This window comes from Pseudomonas sp. GD03903 (assembly GCF_029840045.1).
In the GTDB taxonomy this organism is placed as follows: domain Bacteria; phylum Pseudomonadota; class Gammaproteobacteria; order Pseudomonadales; family Pseudomonadaceae; genus Pseudomonas; species Pseudomonas pseudonitroreducens.
This window is the reverse complement of record NZ_JAOCBT010000019.1, coordinates 14,747-39,077: the sequence shown is the minus strand read 5'-3', so window position 1 is coordinate 39,077 and position 24,331 is coordinate 14,747. Positions and strand designations below refer to the sequence as shown.

General features: G+C 66.5%; 10 protein-coding genes. 5 read left to right on the top strand and 5 right to left on the bottom strand.

The window, feature by feature from the left end:
- Positions 1-4 precede the first annotated feature (4 nt).
- The 5 genes from N5C91_RS24200 to N5C91_RS24180 form a co-directional block, all read right to left on the bottom strand.
- The gene (locus N5C91_RS24200) at positions 5-1,090 is read right to left on the bottom strand and encodes a polyamine ABC transporter substrate-binding protein (RefSeq protein WP_236200168.1); all 1,086 of its coding nucleotides are present in this window, start codon (positions 1,088-1,090) and stop codon (positions 5-7) included.
- 21 nt (positions 1,091-1,111) lie between these two features.
- Positions 1,112-1,891 carry an amino acid ABC transporter ATP-binding protein gene (locus N5C91_RS24195; protein WP_236173446.1) on the bottom strand — a complete coding sequence of 260 codons (780 nt, stop codon included), beginning with the start codon at positions 1,889-1,891 and terminating at the stop codon, positions 1,112-1,114.
- Between the two features lies 1 nt (position 1,892).
- Positions 1,893-2,660: an amino acid ABC transporter permease gene (locus N5C91_RS24190; protein WP_279832537.1), complete on the bottom strand. Its 768-nt coding sequence runs from the start codon at positions 2,658-2,660 to the stop codon at positions 1,893-1,895.
- A gap of 11 nt (positions 2,661-2,671) precedes the next feature.
- Positions 2,672-3,478, bottom strand: a complete 807-nt coding sequence (locus N5C91_RS24185) for an ABC transporter substrate-binding protein (RefSeq protein WP_236200170.1) — start codon at positions 3,476-3,478, stop codon at positions 2,672-2,674.
- A gap of 126 nt (positions 3,479-3,604) precedes the next feature.
- Positions 3,605-4,270 carry a GntR family transcriptional regulator gene (locus N5C91_RS24180; RefSeq protein WP_236200171.1) on the bottom strand — a complete coding sequence of 222 codons (666 nt, stop codon included), beginning with the start codon at positions 4,268-4,270 and terminating at the stop codon, positions 3,605-3,607.
- 989 nt (positions 4,271-5,259) lie between these two features.
- On the opposite strand from N5C91_RS24180, the gene mqo reads away from it, so the two are divergent.
- From mqo to N5C91_RS24155, 5 genes are all read left to right on the top strand, one after another.
- Positions 5,260-6,894 (top strand): malate dehydrogenase (quinone), encoded by a 1,635-nt coding sequence (gene mqo, locus N5C91_RS24175; RefSeq protein WP_279832533.1) that lies wholly within the window; start codon positions 5,260-5,262, stop codon positions 6,892-6,894.
- An 823-nt stretch (positions 6,895-7,717) separates the two neighbouring features.
- Entirely contained in the window at positions 7,718-19,300 is an 11,583-nt protein-coding gene (locus N5C91_RS24170; protein ID WP_279832532.1) for an Ig-like domain-containing protein, read from the top strand.
- A gap of 15 nt (positions 19,301-19,315) precedes the next feature.
- Entirely contained in the window at positions 19,316-20,560 is a 1,245-nt protein-coding gene (locus N5C91_RS24165; RefSeq protein WP_309295672.1) for a TolC family protein, read from the top strand.
- A complete protein-coding gene (locus tag N5C91_RS24160; RefSeq protein ID WP_279832531.1) occupies positions 20,560-22,719 on the top strand; it encodes a type I secretion system permease/ATPase in 2,160 nt (719 codons plus the stop codon). Before N5C91_RS24165 ends, N5C91_RS24160 begins: the two co-directional genes overlap by 1 nt.
- Complete coding sequence (locus N5C91_RS24155) at positions 22,709-23,899, top strand: HlyD family efflux transporter periplasmic adaptor subunit (protein ID WP_236173440.1); 1,191 nt, start codon at positions 22,709-22,711, stop codon at positions 23,897-23,899. Before N5C91_RS24160 ends, N5C91_RS24155 begins: the two co-directional genes overlap by 11 nt.
- The last annotated feature ends 432 nt before the right edge of the window (positions 23,900-24,331 follow it).

The following is a 24,331-nucleotide window of genomic DNA, read 5'->3' as shown; positions in this document are numbered from 1 at the left end:
CGGTTCAGCGGTCAGTCTTGATACGGGTCCATTCGCGGGTGATCACGCGCTGGATTTTCGGCGGCAGGTCGGCGGAGACGTAGAGCTTCTCGATCACCGCGTCGCTGGGATAGATGCCGGGGTTGTCGCGCACTTTCGCATCGAGCAGCGGTGTCGCATCCGGGTTGGGGTTGGCGTAGCCGACGTAGTCGCTCACCGGGGCGATCACTTCCGGGCGCAGCAGATAGTTCACCAGCTCGTGGGCGCCCTTGGGGTTCTTCGAGTCACGCGGGATGGCGAGCATGTCGAACCACAGGTTGGCGCCTTCCTTGGGGATCACATAGCGCACGTCGATCTTCTTGCCGGCTTCCTGGGCGCGGGTCTGCGCCTGCATGACGTCGCCCGAGTAGCCGACCGCCACGCAGATGTCGCCGTTGGCGAGGTCGGTGGTGTACTTCGAGGAGTTGAAGTAGGTGATCGACGGACGCAGCTTCTGCAGCAGCGCCGAGGCCTTGGTGTAGTCCTCGGGATTCGTGCTGTTCGGGTCGAGGCCCAGGTAGTGCAGGGCCTGCGGGATGATCTTCACCGGCGCGTCGAGGAAGGCCACGCCGCAGCCGTGCAGCTTGGCGAGGTTCTCAGGCTTGAAGATCAGGTCCCAGGAATCCAGCGGCGCGCTATCGCCCAGCGCGGCCTTGACCTTGTCGTAGTTGTAGCCGATGCCCACGGTGCCCCACATGTAGGGCACGGCGTACTGGTTGCCCGGGTCGGCGGCTTCCAGGCGCTTCATCAGGCGCGGGTCGAGGTGCTTCCAGTTGGGCAACTGGGCGCGGTCGAGCTTCTGGTAGACGCCGGCGTTGATCTGCTTGGTGAGGAACTGGCTGGACGGCACCACCAGGTCGTAGCCCGAGTGCCCGGAGAGCAGCTTGGCTTCGAGCATCTCGTTGGTGTCGAAGACGTCGTACTGGACCTTGATGCCGGTGTCCTTCTCGAAGTTCTTCAGGGTGTCCGGGCCCATGTAGTCGGACCAGTTGTAGAAGCGCACCAGCTTGTCGTCGGCTTGCGCGGCGGTGGCGCAGGCGAGAAGGGTGAACAGCAGAACTCCATTACGCATGAGCTTTCCTTTCTTCATTAGTCAGAGAACACGGCTGAGGAATTCCCGCGTACGCGGGTGGTGCGGATTGCCGAAGACCTGCGCGGGCGGGCCTTCTTCGATGAGTTCGCCCTGGTGCAGCACCACCACGCGGTCGGCCACTTCGCGGGCGAAGCCCATCTCGTGGGTGACGACCACCATGGTCATGCCTTCGTCGGCCAGCTCTTTCATCACCTGCAGCACTTCGCCGACGGTTTCCGGGTCGAGGGCGCTGGTGGGTTCGTCGAAGAGCATCGCCTGGGGCTTCATCGCCAGGGCGCGGGCGATGGCCACGCGCTGCTGCTGGCCGCCGGAGAGCTGGCCGGGGTAGTGCTCGGCCTTGTCCGACAGGCGCACGCGGGCGAGCAGCCGGCGCGCCTGCTCCAGCGCTTCGCCCCTGGGCATGCCGAGCACCTGGGTCGGCGCTTCTATGATGTTTTCCAGCACGGTCATGTGCGGGAACAGGTTGAAGCGCTGGAACACCATGCCGATGTCGCGGCGGCGCCGGGCGATGTTGCTTTCCGAGTCACGTACCAGCTTGCCGTCGGGGCGCTCGCGGTAGCCCATCAGCTCGCCGTTGACGCGGATGCTGCCGCCCTGGATGTCTTCCAGGTGGTTCATGCAGCGGATGAAGGTGGTCTTGCCCGAGCCGGAGGCGCCGATCAGCACCACCACTTCGCCACGGTGCACTTCCAGGGAAACGCCCTTGAGGATTTCCAGCTCGCCGAAGGCCTTGTGCACGTCGCGGGCCTGGATCACCACGTCTTTCATGTCCGGGATCATCTCAACGCCCCCTCAGCAGTTTCATCGCCTGGCGACCGAACATGCGGTTCGGTGCGGCGGCCTGGCCGTCGGATTTGCCGAAGCGCACTTCCAGCCAGCGCTGGAAGAAGCCCCACAGGGTGGTCAGGGCGAGGAAGTAGATCGCCACCACCAGGTACAGCTCGAACACGCGGAAGGTCGCCGAGGTGACCATCTGGGTGCTCAGCAGCAGTTCCTGCACGCCGATCACGCTGACCAGCGTGGTGTTCTTCAGCATTACGTTGAACTCGTTGCCCAGCGGCGGAACGATCACCCGGAAGGCCTGGGGCAGCACGATGCGGCGCATCAGCTTGGGGAAGGTCATGCCGAGGGATTTGCCGGCCTCATACTGGCCCTTGTCCACCGCGCCGATGCCGGCGCGGATGATCTCGGCCATGTACGCACCTTCGTTGAGGCCCAGGGCGATGATCGCCGCCTGGATGTTGCCGGGCAGGATGAACAGCCCCAGGTCGAGGTCCTCGAAGCGGAAGATGCCGCCGGCGGCCAGTGCGGTGTAGAGGAAGACGATCTGCACCAGCAGCGGCGTACCGCGCATCAGCCATACATAGAAGCGCACCGGGTATTGCAGCAGAGGGTTGGTGGAAAGGCGCATCAGCGCCGCCAGCAGCCCGAGCGCGCAGCCCAGGAGCATGGCGCTGACGGCGATCACGCAGGTCAGCCAGAGGCCGTAGAGGTAGATGTCGCTCGGCCGCAGCAGGTATTGCCAGAACACGTCCCAACTGAAGTTCATGTCTCGTTACCTCAGTCCAGTTTGTCGCCTTCGATGTGCCACTTGGCCAGGAGCGCGGCGTAGCTGCCGTCGGCCTGCATGTCCTTGATGATCTGCGTGACCGCTTCGCTGAGCTGCTTGTCTTCCTTGCGGATGCCCAGGCCGGTGAGGATGCGTGCGAAGGCCGGCACGCCGATCTCGAACAGGTCCGGGGCCATGCTCTGGTAGTAGCCGGCGGTTTCCACGGTGGTGCCGTAGGCGTCGGTCTGGCGGATACGCAGGGACTGGAAAGCGTCGGTGTCGGTGTTGTAGACCACCACCTTCATCGGCGGCTTGCCGGCCTTGGCCAGTTTCTCGTTGTGCGCGTCGAGCAGGGTGCGGATGGTCGAGCCGTTGAGAACGGCGACCTTCTTCCCGGAGAGATCGTCCAGGGTGCGAATGCCCTCGGGGTTGCCCTTGCCGACCACCACCGCCTGGCTGGAGTACATGTAGTTGACCATGTCGATCACTTCGCGCCGCTCGGGCTTGTCGAACAGCTGATCCACCAGCATGTCGCACTGGCCGGCGAGCAGCGCCGGGATCAGCCCGGAGAAGGGCGTGATGCGCCAGTCGATCTTCTTGTCGCCCAGGCGCTTGGCGATCGCCTCGCCGAGGTCGATGGTGACGCCGGTGAGCTTCTGGTTGGCGTCATAGAAGCCCATGGGCGGGGAGTCCATGCCGCCGCAGAAGGTGACCTTGCTGGCGTTCTGCAAGCGGTCGGGAATCTTCACTTCGGCGTGCGCCAGTGGGGCGGCCAGGCAAAGGGCGAGAAGGCACTGCGGGATCCTGCGTTCGAACATGTTGCTCTCCGGGGTGGGGTTGCCAGGGGCAGTTCAGGGACACAGAAGTACGGGTCTAGGCGCCCGTTGCTTCGATTCTCTTCGGTGGATAGCTCGTCGGTGGATTGGGCTTCGGTGGATCGCGGCTCAGGAGGCCTGCGCCTCGAGGAACTTCGCCAGGGACGGGATGGTTCCCTCGATGTGATCGCAGATCACCCGCTCGGCTTCGCGGGCATCGCCCGAGCGCAGGGCGTCGAGGATCACCGCGTGTTCTTCGCGGGCGCTCATGGGTTTGTCGACGTGCTGCAGCCACAGGCGCATGTGCGGCTCGATCACCGAGTACAGCGCGGTGATCTGGCGCAGCAGGCGCGGGCGCCCGGCGAGGCTGCAGAGGTATTCGTGGAAGGCGCGGTGGCGGCTGACCCACTCGGCGCTGTCGTCGCGGTAGTCGTCCATCTCGTCGAGCATGCGCTCAAGGCGCGAGAGGTCGCGGTCGCTCAGTTGCGGCACGGCAATGCGGATGGCCAGGCCTTCGAGGGCGCTTCGCATCTCGAAGACTTCGCGCATTTCCTCGATGTTCAGGCCGCTGACGATGGCGCCGCGGTTGGGCCGCAGGGTCACCAGGCCTTCGGCGTCCAGGCGCTTGAAGGCGCCGCGCACGGGCATGCGGCTCATGCCGATTTCGCTGGCGATGTCCTCGGCCACCAGGCGGTCGCCAGTCTTGTAGCGGCCGGTGCAGATGGCCTGGAGGAGGTAGTCGTAGGCCTCGTCTTCGGCACTCATCGGTGGGCGGGCAGTGGGCACCAGGCGCATGGGGTGTGTCCTCGTGGATTTTTGGATCCAATTATCCATGCATGCAATCAAGCAGTTGCCGTGCCAATGATGGCGAAATGATTGGAAGTGACCGGAATAGAGCCGCGGGCCCAGGAAAGTGGCGTAGGAACTGTGGCGGGGAGCGGGGCGGAACGGTAACGGCTGGGGCGATTCGTGCGCGCTTGCGGTGCGTTTCGGTAACGTTGTGGTGCAGCAGTCCTGTCTAGCTTTAGGTAGGAGCAACTGTCTTTCTCGGGAAGCCCGTGCCGATGCTTTCCCCTCACCCCAGCCCTCTCCCGGGGGAGAGGGAGCAGTCCGTACCGGCTGACACCCAAGATTCATCCTGCACCGAACGGTCCCCTCTCCCCTTGGGAGAGGGCTAGGGTGAGGGGTGGCCCAAGCGCAGAGGTATCTCGTAGGAGCGGATTCTGTCCGCGATGTCTTCCCCGCTGCTCCAGCGCCGGGCGGTTCGCGAGCAAGCTCGCTCCTACAGGGAGCGCTGGCGAGGTGTTCGGCACCTGAAGCAGACATCTACGTAGGAGCGGCCTCTGTCCGCGATCGATTCAAAATCGCTCCGATTGGCCGAGGAGATGGGCTGGCCCATCGCGGACGGAGTCCGCTCCTACGCGCGGAGGGAAATATTGGAGGCAATAACCTGAAACAGCTTACAGGCATACCGGCTGGTCGATAGTTGACTACGGCGCTTGGTGAATGGCCGCTGCTTTCTATAGAATGCACAAACGTTTCAGCAGACCATGCATCCCTCCCACAACAAAAGCCAAAGCCGAAGGCTTTGCGTGTCTCTCTGCGCAGGACGTCCCTCATTCCATCAAGCAGGCCTCAGAGCCGGCGGAGGAGGGAACTGAGTCCCGACTCATCCTCGTCATCTGTCGCCTTGCCCATCGCTCGCACGTTGCGCGCCGGGTTCGGCCTTCACGCTGAATGACGCCGGTGGGGAAGGCCAAGCCCTAACGACGAGAAACCTTTCGATGATCAAGAAAGTTAGCGGGGCGCTGCTGGGCCTCGCCCTGGCAGTGAATTGCGCGCCCGCCTTTGCGGATACCAAGAAAGTCGACGTGCTGCTGATCGGCGGCGGCATCATGAGCACCACCCTGGGCGTCTGGCTCAACGAGCTGGAACCGGGCTGGTCGATGGAGATGGTCGAACGCCTCGACGGCGTCGCCCAGGAAAGCTCCAACGGCTGGAACAACGCCGGCACCGGCCATTCGGCCCTGGCCGAGCTGAACTACACGCCGGAAGACAAGGACGGCAACGTCACCATCGCCAAGGCCGTGGAGATCAACGAGTCGTTCCAGATCTCTCGTCAGTTCTGGGCCTGGCAGGTGCAGAACGGCGTACTGAAGAACCCGCGCTCGTTCATCAATAGCACCCCGCACATGAGCTTCGTCTGGGGCGACGACAACATCGCCTTCCTCAAGAAGCGCTACGAAGCGCTGCAGGCCAGCCCGCTGTTCCGCGGCATGCAGTACTCCGAGGACCCGGCGCAGATCGCCAAGTGGGTGCCGCTGATGATGCAGGGCCGCGATCCTTCGCAGAAGATTGCCGCCACCTGGACGCCCATCGGCACCGATGTGAACTTCGGCGAAATCACCCGCCAGTTCGCCGGCTACCTGCAGACCAAGCCGAACTTCAGCCTGAAGCTCTCCAGCGAAGTCGAGAACATCACCCGTAACGACGATGGCACCTGGCGCGTCGAGTACAAGAACCTCAAGGACGGCAGCGTTACCGAGACCGACGCCAAGTTCGTCTTCATCGGTGCTGGCGGCGGCGCGCTGCGCCTGCTGCAGAAATCCGGCATCGAGGAAGCCAAGGACTACGCCGGCTTCCCGGTGGGTGGTTCGTTCCTGGTCACCGAGAACCCGACCATCGCCCAGCAGCATCTGGCCAAGGCTTACGGCAAGGCATCCGTCGGCGCACCGCCGATGTCCGTGCCGCACCTCGACACCCGCGTGCTCGACGGCAAGCGCGTGATCCTCTTCGGGCCGTTCGCGACCTTCTCCACCAAGTTCCTCAAGGAAGGTTCCTACCTCGACCTGCTGGGCAGCACCAACGTGCATAACGTCTGGCCGATGACCCGCGTGGGCATCGACGAGTACCCGCTGGTGGAATACCTCGCCGGCCAGCTGATGCTCTCCGATGACGACCGCCTTGCCGCGCTGCGCGAATACTTCCCGGAGGCCAAGGCCGAGGACTGGCGCCTGTGGCAGGCCGGCCAGCGCGTGCAGATCATCAAGCGTGACGCGGACAAGGGCGGCGTGCTGAAGCTCGGTACCGAGATCGTCGCTTCCGCCGATGGCAGCATCGCCGGTTTGCTGGGGGCCTCGCCGGGCGCTTCCACTGCCGCGCCGATCATGCTCAACGTGCTGGAGAAGGTGTTCAAGGACAAGCTCGCCACGCCCGAGTGGCAGGCCAAGGTCCACCAGATCGTTCCGAGCTACGGCAGCAAGCTCAACGACAGCCCGGAGAAAACCTTCGAGGAGTGGAGCTACACCGCCAAGGTCCTGCAACTGGACCCGCCGCCGGCCATCGACCAGGCACCTGCCGCGTCGTCGGCCGCCGATGTACCCGCGGCGGAAAAGGCCTCCAGCGACATGGCGCTTTAAATTGTCGCGCTGAATAAGCAAGTCCCGAAGGCTGGATTTAAAACCCGGCCTTCGGCATTTTCCGCTCAATATCCATCCACTCTCGTAGTGCCCGAACTAAAGTCGGGTGCCAGTGGCCGGATAATCTCCCGGCCCTCATGCTGTATTCCCGCATCAACCATGACGCCTGGTGTGTATTTGCGCAGGGACGGGCCATTTCGCGAGTGCCGATCGGGCACGACTGAATATCGACACGGAGTAATCCGCGCATTAGTCGAAGTTTCGCGCTCACGCACTCGCTGACGACGAGCTGTTGCCCATGCCATTGCAGCGCCGGAATTTACATTCATTTTTGCATGTCCACCTGTCTATTCCGCCGCTTCGCTCTGGAGCGCGCACCGGCGGTGGGCGGCAGCCTGGGAATGGCATGACCGTACCGACAGGTTTTCCCAGTGGAATTTTCCGACGAACGGTAATTTTGTAGTCCCTGGATTACGACCATGTAAGCCATCGGTGATAGCTGGAGCAGTGACTGAATATTGTCATGACGATATCGAGGCCGCGAAGTGAAGCAGGCAATCGATGATATCGGGAAGATCTTCCCGGATTGGCGCTGCCTGCAGCTAATGTCAATTAATTGTCGAGAGTGAAATAGGCAGATAACAGCGCTTATATCTGTCGCTGTGCAATGAACTCAGAACTTTTCGGCGGGTGCTTAGGCTACTACCTTTCGATTAAACCTTTTGTCCAAGAGCCTATTGGAGTGCCTCCGGCGACTTGTACAGAAGCTGCTATTTCTTTCAGGCCATAAACAACAACATTGTTCTGGTCAGAGGAAGTCAGCATGGCGATCCAGGCGAAGGTCGTGGCATCTCAGGTGGAGGTAGCCACCGCCACGCAGCAGACGGTTCAAGGAAGCATCGTTCTCGAGCAGGCCAGCAACGTGGCCCTGGATGTCACCGCGGATGCGGTCGCCAGCTACCAGCAGGTCGGCGCAGACCTGGTGGTACACCTGAAGGATGGCGAAACCATCCGCATCGCCAATTTCTACGCGCCGAACCAGCCGCCCAGCCAGCTTTACCTGGTGAATGAGAAGGGCGACCTGGTGGTGACCGACCTGGACCAGGTCGCTGCCGATGGCACGCTGACGCCAACTTATGCCGCCGAACCCATCGATGGCGGATTCGAATCGCTTACCGGCGCCGAGGCGGGCGCCGCCGCAGGAACCGCCGCTGGCATCGGCGGCCTGGGCCTGGCCGGGACCATCCTGGCCGGCGTGGCGGTAGTCGGTGCAGGTGCCGCCATTGCCAATAGCGGTGGTGGTGGCGGCGGCGGAGGTGGTGGCAGCACTCCGCCGCCGGCACCGGCTACGGAAGTCTCCGTCAGCGCCGACGGCTCGATGGTCAGTGGGCGTGCCGCGCCTGGCTCGACCGTGGACGTCGACGTCAATGGCGACGGCACCCCGGACTACAGCGCGCCAGTGGATGGCAACGGCAATTTCCAGATTCCGCTGAACCCGCCGTTGAGCAACGGTGAAACGGTCACCGTCGTTGTGCGCAATCCCGGCGGCAGCAGTTCCGCTGTATCGACCAGCGCGCCGGACACCACCGCGCCCGGCGCGGCCACGGGCGTCGTGGTTTCTGCAGATGGCAGCAGCATCAGCGGCAGCGCCGAGCCAGGCTCGACCGTCAAGGTCGACACCAACGGCGATGGCATTCCCGACGCCACGGGGGTGGCCGGTTCCGACGGGCACTTCCAGATTCCCCTGCCCACGCCGCTGACCGATGGCCAGAGCGTGTCGGTGACGGTGACCGATCACGCCGGCAACACCGGCCCGGCCACCGCGGTCAGCGCGCCCGATACCACGCCGCCGGCGCCGGCCAGCGGCCTGGCCATCAGCACCGACGGCAGCCAGCTGACGGGCCATGCCGAGCCTGGAAGCTCGGTGTCCATCGACCTGAACAACGATGGCGTACCCGATATCACGCTCACCGTGGGGGCGGATGGTGGTTTCAGCCTCACGCTGAATCCGCCGTTGCTGAATGGCCAGCCGGTTTCGGTGATCGTCCACGATGCCGCCGGCAATGCCAGCCCGCAGGTACAGGTGATCGCGCCGGACCCGAGCAGCCTGCCCTCGCCGGTGATCGAGGCGAGCAACGGCCACGTCATCCAGGGCACCGCCATGGTCGGCACCACGGTGTACCTGAGCAATGCGCAGGGCGTGGTGATCGGGGTGGCGCTGGTCGGCGGCGACGGTCACTGGAGCTTTACGCCCGCCGCGCCGCTGCCCGATGGCACGGTAGTCACTGCGATGGCGCGTGGCCCGATGGGCAGCAGCGGCACCTCGAGCGTGACGGTGGACGCGCTGGCGCCGAGCGCGCCGAGCATCGCGCCGAGCAACGGCAGCCTGCTGGAAGGTACTGCAGAGCCGGGCAGCACTGTGGTGCTGACCGGGCCCGGTGGAGTCCCGATCGGCACCGTACAGGCCGACGGCAGCGGCCACTGGAGTTTTGCTCCAGGTTCGGCACTGCCCAATGGTACCGAGGTCACTGCCACGGCACGTGACGCTGCTGGCAACACCAGCCTGCCAGGGCACGTCACCGTCGATGCGCTGGCGCCTGCGGCGCCGCTGGTGAACCCGAGCGACGGCGGACTGTTTTCCGGCACCGCCGAGCCAGGGGCGACGATCCTGCTGTTGAATGGCAATGGCCAACTGATCGGCCAGACCCAGGCCGACGGCGGCGGTGCCTGGTCGTTCACCTTCTCCCCGCCGCTGGCCAACGGCAGCGAGGTGAAAGTCCTCGCCAAGGACGCTTCCGGCAATGTCGGCGCTCCGACCACGGTCGTGGTCGACGACGGCACGGTGCCCGCTCCGATTGTCGAGCCCAGCGACGGCCACATGATCTTCGGCCATGCCGAGCCCGGACTGCGGGTGGAGATCCGCGATGCCAACGGTACGCTGCTCGCTGCGGTCACCGCCGACTCGAACGGCAGCTGGAGCTATACCCCCGGCACGCAGTTCCCCAATGGCACGCAACTGCAGGTGACCGCGGTCGACACTAGCAACAACCACCAGAGCAGCGTGGTCCTGGTGACCACGGACTCCGTGGCACCGGCCGCGCCGCACGTCGACGCGAGCAATGGCAGCGTGATCGCCGGGACCGGCGAGATCGGCGCGACGATTATCCTGCTCGATGGCAATGGCAATCCGATCGGCCAGACCTCCGTCGACGCCAACGGGCACTGGAGCTTCAGCCCGCAAACTCCACTGGCCAACGGCACGCTGGTCAATGCCATTGCCCGGGACGCCGCCGGCAACTCCAGCTTGGCCGGTACGGTAACGGTGGACACCATTGCACCACCGCCGCCAGGCGTGGCGCCGAGCAACGGCCTGGTCCTGACCGGCACCGCGGAGGCGGGCGCCACCGTGCGGATTCTCGATGCCGGCGGCAACCTTATCGGCCAGACCAGCGCCGATGGATCCGGCAACTGGTCGTTCACGCCGCCCTCACAGATCCCCAGTGGTTCAGTGCTGAGCGTGGTCGCCGTCGATCCGTCGGGTAACCCGAGCCTGGCCAGCAGCGTCACGGTGGATGGCCTGGCGCCGTCCGCGCCGGTCATCGCTGCGAGCAACGGCAGCGTGATTTCCGGTACGGCCGAGGCGAATGCCAGGGTGATTCTCACCGATGGCAGCGGCAATCCGATTGGCCAGGTCACTGCTGACGGGACGGGTCACTGGAGCTTCACTCCGGGCGTCCCGCTGGCCAACGGCAGCGTGGTCAATGCCGTGGCGCGCGACGCTGCCGGCAATACCAGTGTGTCGGCACAGACCACCGTGGATGCCGTGGCGCCGCCGGCGCCGCAGGTGAACCCGAGCAACGGCCTGCAGCTCAGTGGTAGCGCGGAGCCGGGAAGCACCGTGCTGATCAGCGATGGCAACGGTAATCCGCTGGGCCAGGTGACGGCGGGCGTGAATGGCGCCTGGTCATTCACCTTCGGCCAGCAACAGCCGGACGGTACGCTCCTGCAGGTCACGGCGCGCGATGCCGCGGGCAATACCAGCATCGCCGCCAGTACTACGGTGAACAGCGCGCTGGTCTCGCCGCCGCAGGTGGACGCCAGCAACGGCGTGGATTTCAGCGGCACTGCGGAAGCGGGCCAGCAGATCGTCATCCGCGATGGCAACGGCAACCTCATTGGCCAGACCTCCGCTGACGGCAATGGCCACTGGAGCTTCTCGGCCGGCTCGGCGCTGGCCAACGGTGCGGCCTACCAGGTGGTCGCGGTCGACCCCGGCAGTGGCCGCAGCAGCGTGCCGGTCAGCGGCACGGTGGATTCGGTCGCCCCGGCCGCGCCGACCATCGACGGCAGCAACGGCACGTCCCTGAGCGGCAGTGCCGAAGCCGGTTCGACGGTGACGCTGCGCGATGGCAGCGGCAACCTCATCGGCCAGGTCAGCGCCGATGGTACTGGCCACTGGAGCTTCACCCCGGCCACCCCGCTGGCCAATGGCACGGTGGTCAACGCCGTGGCCAGCGACGCTGCCGGCAACGCCAGCATGCCGGCCAGCACCACGGTGGACAACGTGGCGCCGCCGACGCCCACGGTGGAGCCGAGCAACGGCGCGCTGGTCGAGGGTAGCGCCGAAGCCGGCGCGACCATCCTGGTGCGCAATGCCGGCGGCAATGTGATCGGCCAGGTGACGGCCGATGCTGGCGGGCACTGGTCGTTCGCGCCGCAGCCGGCATTGGCCAACGGTACCCAGTTGACGGTGCAGGCCCGTGACGCCGCCGGCAATGAGAGCGGCACGGCCAGTGTGACGGTGGATGCCCAGGCGCCAGCCGCGCCGGTGGTCGAACCGAGCAGCGGCAGCGAGCTCAGTGGCACCGCCGAAGCCAATGCCGAGGTGGTGATCATTTCCGCCAACGGCCAGGTGATTGCCCAGGTGCCGGTCGGCCCTGGCGGCACCTGGAGCTATACGCCGGGCACCCCGTTGCCTGACGGCGCGACCCTCAGCGTGGTCGCTGTGGATGCCGCCGGCAATCGCAGCGGCACCACCACGGTCACGGTGGACAGCACGCCGCCGGCCGCACCCGTGGTCAATCCCAGCAATGGCAGCAGCATCAGCGGCACCGCCGAGCCGGGCAGTACGGTCACCGTGACCGATGGCAGCAACAACCCGGTCGGCCAGACCACCGCCGATGGCCAGGGCAACTGGAGCGTCACACCGAGCACACCGTTGCCCAACGGCAGCACGGTCACCGTGGTCGCCACCGACGCCGCCGGCAACCCGAGCCAAGGCACCAGCACGGTGGTGGACTCCAGCGCGCCGAGCACGCCGCTGGTCAATCCCAGCAACGGCACCAGCCTCAGCGGCACGGGCGAGGAGGGCAGCACGCTGGTCTTCACCGATGGCAGTGGCAACACCCTCGGCCAGACCACCGTGGGGGCCGGCGGCGCATGGTCGTTCACGCCCCACCAGCCGTTGGCCGATGGCACTGTGGTGACGGTCGTCGCCAAGGATGCGGCGGGCAACCAGAGCGGCACGGTGCAGGTCACGGTCGATGCGATTGCGCCCGCCAATCCGACCCTGGATGCGAGCAATGGCCTGGTGCTCAGCGGCACCGGCGAGATCGGCAGCACGGTGATCATCAGCGTCGCCGGCAGTGAGGTGGCGCGGGCCGTGGTGGGCAGCGATGGCCACTGGAGCTACACCCCGGGCAGCCAGCTGGCGAACAACACCAACGTCTCGGTGGTGGCGGTGGATGCCGCCGGCAACAGCAGCCAGACCGTCAGTGGCGTCATCGACGGCGTGGCGCCGCCGACCCCGACCATTCTCCCCAGCGAAGGCCTGATCTTCTCCGGCACCGCCGAAGCAGGCGCGACGGTGATCCTTACCGACGCCAACGGCAATCCGATCGGCCAGACTAGCGCTGATGCCGATGGTCGATGGACCTTCAGCGCCGGCACCCAGGTGCCCGACGGCACCGTGGTCAACGCAATCGCGCGCGATGCGGCGGGCAACAGCAGCAGCGCCGCCAGCACCACCGTGGATGCCGATGCGCCCGCGGCACCGCTGATCAACCCGAGCAATGGCTCCAGCGTCAGCGGGACGGCGGAGATCGGCAGCACGATTACCCTGGTCTACGCGAACAATGTGCTGATCGGCCAGGCGACCACCGACTCCGACGGCAAATGGACCTTCAGCCTGATCCCGTCACTGCCCGATGGCACCGTCATCACCGTGGTTGCCCAGGACGCCGCCGGCAATACCAGCAACTCGGCGAGCATCGTCATCGACAGCATCGCTCCGTCGGCGCCCACGGTCTTGCCGAGCAACGGCAGCAGCCTGAGCGGCACCGCGGAGGCAGGCAGCACGCTGATCGTCAGCCTGGGTGGCGTGGAACTGGGGCGTGTCCAGGCCGACATCAACGGTCATTGGACGCTCCCGCTCAGCCCGACCCTGGGCGACGGCACGCAGCCGAGCGTGGTGGCAGTGGATGCCGCGGGCAATGCCAGCGCGCCCACCACGGTCACCATCGATGCCGTCGCTCCAGCTGCGCCGACCATCAGTGACAGTAACGGCACCGTGCTGATCGGCACGGCGGAGGCGGGCAGCACGGTCATCCTCACCAACGGCAGTGGCACTGTCATCGGCCAGGTCACCGCCGATGGCTCAGGCCACTGGAGCTTCACGCCTCCCGTGCCGCTGCCCAATGGCACGAGTGTGACTGCCGTGGCGCAGGACGCCGCGGGCAACACCGGCCCGAGCGCCAGTGTTTTGGTCGATACGACGTTGCCCAACCCGCCCGTCATTGAGCCGAGCAACGGCGCGACGATCAGCGGGAGCGCTGACGCCCTGGCGCTGGTGCGGATCCTCGACGCCGGCGGCAACGTGCTGATCGAGGTCAACGCGGACGGCGCCGGCCACTGGAGCTGGACGCCGAGCGTGCCATTGGCCGACGGCGTGGAGGTGCGCGCCGTGGTGGTGGACGGGACGCGCGTCAGCGGCGTCAGCAGCGTCACCATCGATGCGCAGCCCCCGGCCCAGCCGGTGGTTCAGCCCAGCAATGGCATCCTTCTCAGCGGTACCGCAGAGGCCGGCAGCATCATTACCCTGCTCACTGGCGGCAGCCAACTGATCGGCCAGACCACCGCCGATGCAACCGGGAAGTGGAGCTTCAGCCCCGGGGCCCCGCTGGCTGACGGTACCCAGGTGCAGGTGCTGGCGACGGATGCCGCAGGCAACACCAGCATCCCGGGACTCACCACCATCGACGCGGTGGCGCCTGCTGCACCAGTCGTTGCGCCGAGCAATGGCAGCGTGCTCGCCGGTACCGCCGAGGCCAACGCCACGATCCTGCTGACCGATGGCAACGGCAACGTTATCGGCCAGACCAGTGCCGATGGCAGCGGCAACTGGAGCTTCACCCCGATCGCGGCGCTGGCCAATGGCACCGTGGTGAATGCCGTGGCACGGGATGCCGCGGGCAATACCAGTGTGCTCGGCAGCACCACGATCGACAGCGTTGCGCCGGGCGTGCCCACCGTCGATCCGAGTAATGGCGTCGTACTCAGTGGCACCGCCGAGGCCAATGCCACCATCCTCATCACCGACGGCAACGGCAACCCCATCGGCCAGACCGTAGCCAATGGCAGCGGGCAGTGGACCTTCACGCCTGGCACACCGCTGGCCAATGGCGTTGTGGTGGATGTCGTGGCGCGCGATGCCGCCGGCAACACCAGTGGTGTGGCCACGACCACCGTGGATGCGGTTTCGCCGCCCACTCCCAGCATCAATCTCAGCAACGGTACGTCGCTCAGCGGCACCGCCGAGGCCAATGCCACGGTGATACTCACCGATGGCAACGGCAATCCTATTGGCCAGGTACACGCTGATGGCTCCGGCAACTGGAGCCTGGCAGTCAGCCCTGCGCTGGCCAACGGCACCCAGGTCAACGCGGTGGCCCGGGATGCCGCTGGCAACACAAGCGGGCCGGTCAGCACTACCGTCGACTCGGTGGCACCTGGCAATCCGACCATTGCTGCCAGCAATGGCACCGAGCTGCACGGCACCGCGGAAATCAACGCCACGGTGATCCTCACCGATGGCAATGGCAATCTCATCGGCCAGACCACTGCCAATGGCAGTGGCGTCTGGAGCTTCACCCCGGGCACAGCGCTGGCCAACGGCAGCGTGGTCAACGCGGTGGCGCGCGATGCGGTCGGCAACACCAGTGGCGCCGCCAGCACCACCATCGACAGCGTGGCGCCGGCTACCCCGACCATCGACCCGAGCAACGGCTCGCTGCTGTCCGGTACGGCCGAAGCCAATGCCACGGTGATCCTCACCGATGGCAACGGCAATCCGATTGGCCAGACCACCGCCAATGGCAGTGGCAACTGGAGCTTCACGCCCGGCGTTGCACTGCCAGACGGCGCCGTGGTCAACGTCGTCGCGCGCGATGCCGCGGGCAATAGCAGCGGTGTGGCCACTACCACCGTGGATACCGTGCCGCCGCCGACACCGACCGTGGAGCCGAGCAACGGCACGCACCTGGCCGGTACCGCCGAAGCCGGCGCCAGAGTGATTCTCACCGATGGTGGCGGCAATCCCATCGGCCAGACCACTGCCGATGGCAGCGGTCACTGGAGTTTCACTCCCGGCACGGCACTGGCCAACGGCACCGTGGTGAATGTGCAGGCGCGCGATGCCGCCGGCAACGGCAGCGGTATCGCCACTACCACGGTGGATTCGGTGGCGCCGCCGACGCCGACCATCGACCCGAGCAACGGCACGCAACTGGCCGGCACCGCCGAGAGCAGCGCGACGGTCATTCTTCACGATGGCAATGGCAACCTGATCGGCACCACCCAGGCCGACGGCAGCGGCCACTGGTCGTTCACCCCGAGCCCGGCGCTGGCCAACGGCACCACGGTGAATGCCGTGGCCCAGGATGCCGCTGGCAACACCAGCGGCGCGGCGTCCACCGTGGTCGACAACCTGGCGCCCAATCCGCCGGTCTGCGACCCGAGCAACGGTACCCTGCTGAGTGGCACCGGCGAGGTGGGGGCAACCATCCTGATCAGTGTCGGCGGGGTAACGCTGGCGCAAGTGCAGGTGGATGGAAGCGGCCACTGGAACTACGCGCCACCTATCGGACTGCAGAATGGCGTCCAGGTAAGCGTGGTGGCGCGCGATGCGGCGGGCAACCTCAGCAGCGCCGTGAACGTCACGGTCGACGCCGTGGCACCGCCGCCGCCGGTCATCGCCGCGAGCGATGGCACGGTCTTCGCCGGCACCGCCGAGGCCAACGCCACCGTGGTGCTGAGCATCGGCGGCAGTGTGCTGGCCGAGGTGAAGGTCGATGCCAACGGCAACTGGCAATACGTCCCGGCCGTCCCGGTGGGCGACGGTGTGCTGGTGAGCGCCAGTACGCGTGACGCCGCAGGCAATGTCGGGCTGCCAAGCGATGTCACGGTCGACGCCAGCCTTCCGGCCATCCCGGTCATCAATCCGAGCAACGGCCTGTCCATCAGCGGTACCGCGGAGGCCAATGCGACGGTCCTGATCAGTGTCAACGGCGTCCAGGTCGCGCAGGTGTCGGTCAATGGCGCCGGTAACTGGAGCTATGTCCCCGGCCTGGCGCTGGCCGATGGTGCGGTGGTCACCGCGGTCGCTCGCGATGGCAGCGGCAACCTCAGCGCTGCTGCCGTGGCGGTGGTCGATGCACTGGCACCGGCGGTACCGGTGGTGACACCGAGCAACGGCAGTGTCCTGAGCGGTTCCGCCGAGGCGGGTGCGACGGTGATTCTCAGCGTGGGCGGAGTTCCCATCGCCCAGGTCACTGCCGATGCCAGCGGGCACTGGAGCTATGCGCCGGGTACTGCGCTGGCCAATGGCGTGCAGGTCAGCGTCGTGGCCCGCGATGCCGCCGGCAATACCAGCGGTGCCGCCAGCGTCACCGTGGACAGCGTCGCACCCAACGCCCCGAGCATCGCTGCCAGCAATGGTGTCACCTTCAGCGGTACCGCCGAAGCCAATTCGACGGTGATCATCAGCGGCGCCAACGGCGCGCTGCTCGGCCAGGTCACCGCCAACGCCAGCGGCATCTGGAGCTTCACCCCCGGCGTGCCGCTGGGCAATGGCGTGGTGGTCAGCGTGGTGGCCAAGGATGCCGCGGGCAATGTCAGCGTCGCCGCCAGCACCACGGTGGACGCCCTGGCGCCCAGCGTACCGGTGGTGACGCCGAGCAATGGCGCGTTGTTCAGCGGTACCGCCGAGGCGGGTTCGACGGTGATCCTCAGCGTCGGTGGTGCCGTCATCGGCCAGGTGACCGCCAATGCCCAGGGACAATGGAGCTTCGCCCCCGCTACGGCAGTGGCGAACAACACCCAGGTGAGCATCGTCGCCAAGGACGCGGTGGGCAACACCAGCGTCGCCGCCAGCGTCACCGTGGACGCCGTGGCGCCCACCGCGCCGATCGTCGCGCCGAGCAATGGCACGCTGCTCAGCGGTACGGCGGAGATCGGTTCGACGGTGATTCTCAAGGTCGGCGGCGCGATCATCGCGCAAGTCACCGCCGATGGCAGCGGGCACTGGAGTTTCACGCCGGGTACGGCGCTGGCCAACAACACCCAGGTCAGCGTTACCGCCAAGGACGCTGCCGGCAACGTCAGCGTGGCGACTACGGTCAGTATCGACAGCGTCGCCCCGGTGGCGCCCAGCGGCTTGAGCGTCAGCGCCAACGGCACGCTGCTCACCGGTATCGCCGAAGCCAACAGCACGGTGAAGGTGATCATCAACGGCGACACGAACAACCCGATCACCGTACAGGCCAACGGCAGCGGCAACTTCACGGTCAACCTCAGCCCGGCGCTGACCGCCGGCCAGGTGCTGACGGTGAACGCCGTGGATGCCGCCGGCAATGTCGGTTCGGCGATCCAGATCCAGGCGCCGGACCTGACCCGGCCGGTGCTGAGCATTGCCGAAGCGGCAGACGGCTACATCAACAAGACCGAGCTCTCCGACGGTATCCAGGTGCGGGTGGGCCTGACCGCCGGAGCGCAGGCCGGGCAGACCCTGACCCTGCGCTACAGCGGTGCGGGCGGTTTCACCTACACCCAGGCGCATGTACTCACGGCGGCGGAAATCCTTGCCGGAGTGGCGCTGGTGACCGTATTGCCGGGCGCCGGCGTCGGGGTGTTCCCACAGGGGGCGGCGACCCTCACCGCCGACGTCAACGGCGGCCTGACGGCGACTCCGGCGGCCTTTACCGTCGATACCCTGGCGCCGACCGCGCCGGTGCTGGCGCTGGTCGGCAACGTGCTCGGCATCAATGGCGAGGCCAACAGCACCTTGCTGGTGGACGTCAATCTCGCCGGGCTGAGCTCGCACACGGAAGTGTCGGCTGGCAGCAGCGGTGCCAATACGCTGGACCTGTTGACTGGACTGACCGGCGTCAGCCTGACCTGGGACCAGTTGCTCGATGCCAGCATCGCGGTGGCGGCGCGTGACGCCGCCGGCAACGTCGGCACCGCGGCGAGCCTCAACCTGGAGAGTGTGCTCACGCAGAACACCGTGACCATCGGCGGCCTCGGCCTCGCCGTGGGCCTGCTGCCGCCGACCCTGGGTATCAGCGGTGCGGCGATTGCCGGCGGCAGCCTGGCCGTGCAGGTGATCACCCCGGCGCTGAACGTGACGCTGCATCCCACGGTCGACGCCACCGGGCACTTCACCATCAACCTGCTGGCACCGGACCTGCTGGCGCAGCTCGGCCTGTCGGTGACCCAGATACTCAACCTGGGCAGCCAGCTCAGCCTCCAGCTGATCGCCTATGACGCCGCCGGCCACCCGAGCGCGACCTATGGCCTGTCGCTCACCGGCTCCGGCCTGACCCTGGCTATCGGCGAGGTCAGCGTCACCGGCACGGCAGGCGCCGACGTGTTCGTCGGCCAGAGCGGCGCCGAACACTTCTACGGCAACGCGGGGGCGGACCTGTTCCTCCACGTTGGCACCAGCGACATCGTCCAGGCCGGTGACGGCAACGACACCATCCAGTTGCAGGCCACCAACTTCAAGAGCATCGATGGCGGTACCGGCTTCGACACGGTGATGCTCGGCAATGGCATCAACCTGAACTACGGCGCGGTCGGTACCGGCACCTTCACCAACATCGAGCGCTTCGACATGGTCAAGGGTGACGCGGGCAGCAACCTGACCCTCACCGCCGCCCAGGTGAACGCGGTGACCGATGCCAACCACACCCTGCAGATCACCGGCGACGCCAACGACACGCTGACGGTCAGGGGCGCGGTGGACACCGGCGTCAACCAGGTGCATGGCGGTATCAGCTATGACGTCTACAGTTTTGGCACCAGCACCCTGCTGGTGGAGGAGAACACCGTCCACGTCGTCGTGTCCTGAACAAGGAAGTACTGCATGACATTACGCAACGCCTGGTTGTATGGCCTGCTGCTGGCGAGCGCGGCAGGCCAGGGGCAGACACTGGAGGAGGCCGTGCGCGCAGGCCTCGCCATCCATCCTGAAGTCCGCGCCGCAGTGGCGGAAGCGGAGCGCGGCAAGACCGACGTGGAGATCAGCAAAGGTGGCTACTACCCGCAGGTGAGCATGTCCGGCGGGCCCGACGAATTCGACTTCGGCGAAGTCGTCTATGACCTGACCGCGTCGCAGATGCTCTACGACTGGGGGCGCATGAAGAGCAAGGTGGACAGCGCCAAGGCGACCCACCGCCAGCTCGACGAGAGCGCGCTGGTGAGCCGCGAGGACGCGGCGCTGGACATCGTCGAGACCTACCTCGACGTGCTCGCTGCGCAAGCGCGGATCGAGACCGTGCGCGAGCATATCCAGCGCCTGGGCGACATCCGCGAGATGACCCGGGCGCGCGGCGGCGACGGCTATTCCGACCGCAGCGAGCTGGACCGCGCCAACCTCGAGCTGTCCCGCGCTCAGGAGCAGCTGGCGCTGGAGAAGGGCGCCCTGCAGGACGCCCGCAACCAGTACGAGGTGCTGGTCGGCAAAGCGCCCGCCGACCTCGCCGAACCGGAGCCGCTGTCCATGCAACGCTACCTGGTCGGGACCGACATGAATCGTCTGATCGTCGACAGCCCGCTGTATCGCAAGGCCGCCGAGGACGCCGAAGTGGCCGAGGCCAAGCTGCGCGAGAGCAAGGCCTCGCTACTGCCGCAGGTGAACCTGGAGGCCTCGTCGTTGCGCCGCGAGATCGGCGGGCACCTGGAGAATGACTCCGTGGTATCGCTGCGCCTGCGCATGGATACCTTCGAAGGCCTCTCCAACTTCCGCCGGCCCACCGCCGCCCAGCAGCACCTGGAGTCCACCCGCTGGACGCGCGACGCCATGCAGCGCGATATCAGGCGCAAGCTGCAGACCCTGTTCGACACCGACGACACCCTGCGCTGGCGGCAGGACTCGCTGGTCCAGCAGGTGCACGAGTCCGACCAGGTCAGCGGCGTCTACCGCGACCAGTTCGAAGTCGGCCGACGCGACGTGATCGACCTGCTCAATGTGCAGCGCGAACGCTTCGAGGCCGAACGCCAGTTGGCCAACCTGCGCTTCGAACGCAAGCGCGTGGAGTATCGCGCCGCTGCGCAGATCGGCCTGCTCGGGCCACTGCTGGAAAATCACCTCGCTCCGGGAGCCTCCTGATGAACGCCGACAACGTGGTACTGCTGGCGGAACACGAAGCCGCTACCGACCCGCTGCGCCTGGGCCTGGCCCTGCTGTGCCGGCAACTGGGTCGCCCGCTGGGCGTGGCCGAGCTGGGCGAGGGCATGCCGCTGCAACAGGGCCGCCTGCCGTTGCGCTTCGTACCGCGCGCGCTGCGCCGTGCGGACATCGTGGCGCGGGTCGAGCGCCTGCCGCTGGCGAAGATGGACAGCTACCTGCTGCCGGCGCTGCTGGTGCTGGAGGACGGCGCCACCCTGGTGCTCTGCGAGCTGGACGGTGAGTCCGCCAGCGTCCTGGTGCCGCACAGCGATGGCGGCGTCGAACGCCTGGCGCTGGCGGCATTGCAGAGCCGCTACAGCGGCATCGCGGTCTTCGCCAAGTGCCGCTACCGTGCCGACGGCCGGGTTGGCGACTTCGCCAAGCGGGCCCAGCAACACTGGTTCTTCGGTCCGCTGCGACAGCTCTGGCGTTCCTACTTCGAAGTGGCGATGGCGGCGATGATGGCGAACCTGCTGGCGATCGCCTCGGCGCTGTTCGCCATGCAGGTGTATGACCGCGTGGTGCCCAATGCGGCCATGGACACGCTGTGGATCCTGGCCAGCGGTGTCGGCCTGGCGATCATCCTCGAAGGCGTGATCCGTTCGTTGCGCGGCCACCTGCTGACCACCATGGGCAAGCGCATCGACCTGCAGCTGTCGACCTTGCTGTTCGAGCGCGTGCTCAATACCCGGCTGGCGGCCAAGCCTGCCTCGGTGGGCGCCTTCAGCACCCAGGTGCGCGAGTTCGAGGGCGTGCGCGAGTTCTTCACCTCGTCCAGCGCAGCGATGATCAGCGACCTGCCGTTCGTCTTGCTGTTCCTGCTGATCATCGCGCTGATCGGTGGTCACCTGGTCTGGGTGCCGGCGGTGGCGGCTGTGCTGATGCTGTTGCCGGGCCTGCTCTGCCAGGGTCTGCTGGCGCGGCTGTCGCGGGAGAACCTGCGCGAGGGCGCGGTGAAGAACGGCATCCTGCTGGAGTCGATCGAGAACCTCGAATCAGTCAAGGCGACCCATGCCGAAGGCCGTTGCCTGCACCTCTGGGAAACGCTCACCGCGCAACTGGCGGGCAACGCCATGCGCACCCACACGCTGACCACGGCATTGTCCTATGGCGCGAGCATCGTCCAGCAACTGTGCTACGTCGGCGTGGTGGTGTTCGGTGTCTACCGCATCAGCGCGGGCGAGCTGAGCGTCGGCGCCCTGGTCGCCTGTTCGATCCTCGCTTCCCGCGCGGTGGCGCCGCTGTCCCAGGCGGCGGGCATCCTGGGTCGCTGGCAGCACACCAAGGTGGCCATGGAGGGGCTCGACCAACTGATGCAGGCGCCGATGGAGCGCCCCCAGGACAAGCGCTTCGTCAGCAAGGAGCGCCTTGCCGGGCATTACCGCCTGGAGCGCGTGCGCCTGGTGCACGGCGAGAACCCGCCGGCGGTGGACATCGCTGCGCTGGAAATCCGCCCCTACGAACGTATCGCCCTGCTCGGTGGCAATGGCGCCGGCAAATCCAGCCTGCTGCGCTTGCTGGCCGGGCTGTATGACCCGGAATCCGGGCGCCTGCTGCTGGATGACGTGGCCCTGGCGCAGATCGATCCGTCCGATCGCCGCCGCCATATCGGCTACCTGCCGCAGGACGTCGCGCTGTTCTACGGCACGCTGCGTGACAACCTCAACCTGGAGGGCGCGGCAATCAGCGACGAGGAGATGTTCGAGGCACTGGATGGCGTCGGCCTTGGGGATTTCGTCCGCGCCCATCCGCTCGGCCTGGACCTGCCATTGCTGGGCAACGGCAGCCTGTCCGGCGGCCAGCGCCAGGCCGTCGGCCTGGCCCGGGTGCTGCTGCAGGACCCACCGGTGGTGCTGCTCGACGAACCCACCGCGAGTTTCGACCAGAGCACCGAGCTGCACGTGATCGGCTACCTGCAACGCTGGCTGGAGGGCCGCACCCTGATCATGACCACACACAAGAAGAGCATGCTGGCAGTGGCCACCCGCGCGGTGGTGCTGAGCCAGGGCCGGGTGGTGATGGACGGTGCGCTGGAGCAGATCGTCCAGGACCGCACGGTGCAGATTCCCGAGCAGGAGGGCGCTGTCCATGGCCAGTGAAACCCGCGCCGCCGCGCGCCTGCGCCGCGAACTGCAGGACCCGCTGCTGGCCGCCAGCCATCCGCTGTCGCGCCCGCTGCTGTGGGCATTGCTGCTGAGCCTGGGGGCGGCCATCGCCTGGGCCGCGCTGGCGCAACTGGACGAAGTGACTCGCGGCGATGGACGCGTGGTGCCGTTCAGTCGCATGCAGAAGATCCAGAGCCTGGAGGGCGGCATCCTTGACCGCCTGCTGGTGCAGGAGGGCGAGCTGGTGCAGGTCGGCCAGCCGCTGGTGCGCCTGGACCGCACGCACTTCGAAACCTCCTGGCAGGAGGCCGCCAACCAGGCCGAGGTGCTCAGTGCCGCCATCGCCCGGCTCGACGCCGAGGTGATGGGCCAGGACCACATCGTCTTCCCCGACAGCATCGCCGCCGATGGCCCGGTGGCACGCTCGGAGCGCGAACTGTTCAAGTCGCGCCGCGACAAGCTGGAGGAAAACACCCGTTCGCTGCAGAAGCAGATTCGCCTGGCACAGAGCCAGCTGGCGCTGGTCGAGCCGCTGGTGGCGCGCCGTGCGGTGAGCCAGATGGAGGCGCTCAAGCTGAGCCAGGACATCGCCACCCTGAGCGGCAAGCTCACCGAGCTGAAGAACACCTACTTCCAGGACGCCTACACCGAGCGCCAGGAGAAGAAAGCCCAGCTGGCGCAGATCGAACCCATCGTCCAGCAGCGCAAGGACCAGTTGCGCCGCACGGAAATCCTCTCGCCGGTGCGCGGGCGGGTGAACACCGTGCTGATCAGTACCCGCGGCGGCGTGGTGCAGCCGGGCGAGCCGATCATGGAAGTGATCCCGGTGGAGGAGCGCCTGCTGGTGGAGGCCAAGGTCAAGCCACGCGACGTGGCCTTCCTGGTGCCGGGCATGCCGGCGAAGGTCAAGATCACCGCCTATGACTACAGCATCTACGGTGATCTGAAAGGCACCCTGGAACAGATCAGCGCCGACACCATCGAAGAAGATACGGTGCATGGCAAGGAGTACTACTACCAGGTACTGATCAAGACCGACGGCAGCCAGCTGATGCGCAACGGCGAAGTGCTGCCGATCATCCCCGGCATGGTCGCCGAGGTAGACATCCTCAGCGGCAAGCGCAGCGTGCTGAACTACCTGCTGCGGCCGCTGCTCAAGGCGCGGTTGATGTAGTGGCCATCGGGCACGGATCGCCCTGGTAGGGGCGGACTCCGTCCGCGATGGTTTCGCCCAGCTCCTTGGTCGATTGGAGCGGCGAAGAGTGAATCGCGGACAGAGTCCGCTCCTACGCCAGGCTTGCTAACTGGCAGCAATCGGAACACCCGGCGTACGCCTCCTTCCCGCGACAGGAAAGGGCCGGGGACCTGGGGAGGGAAAGGCGTGGCACTGTAGGGGCGAGCCCGCCGGCCATGGGTATCCGGGCGGGGCTTGCCGCCGGGCTCGCTCCTACGGCGGCCAATCAATCCTCCCACCACTCTGGCTGTTCCTGTAGGAGCGAGCTCGCTCACGAACCGCCCAGCGCCGGAGCCACCTGGAAACTCTTTCGCGAGCAAGCTCGCTCCTACAGGGCATGGCCAAGCGTAGGAGCGGACTCTGTCCGCGATC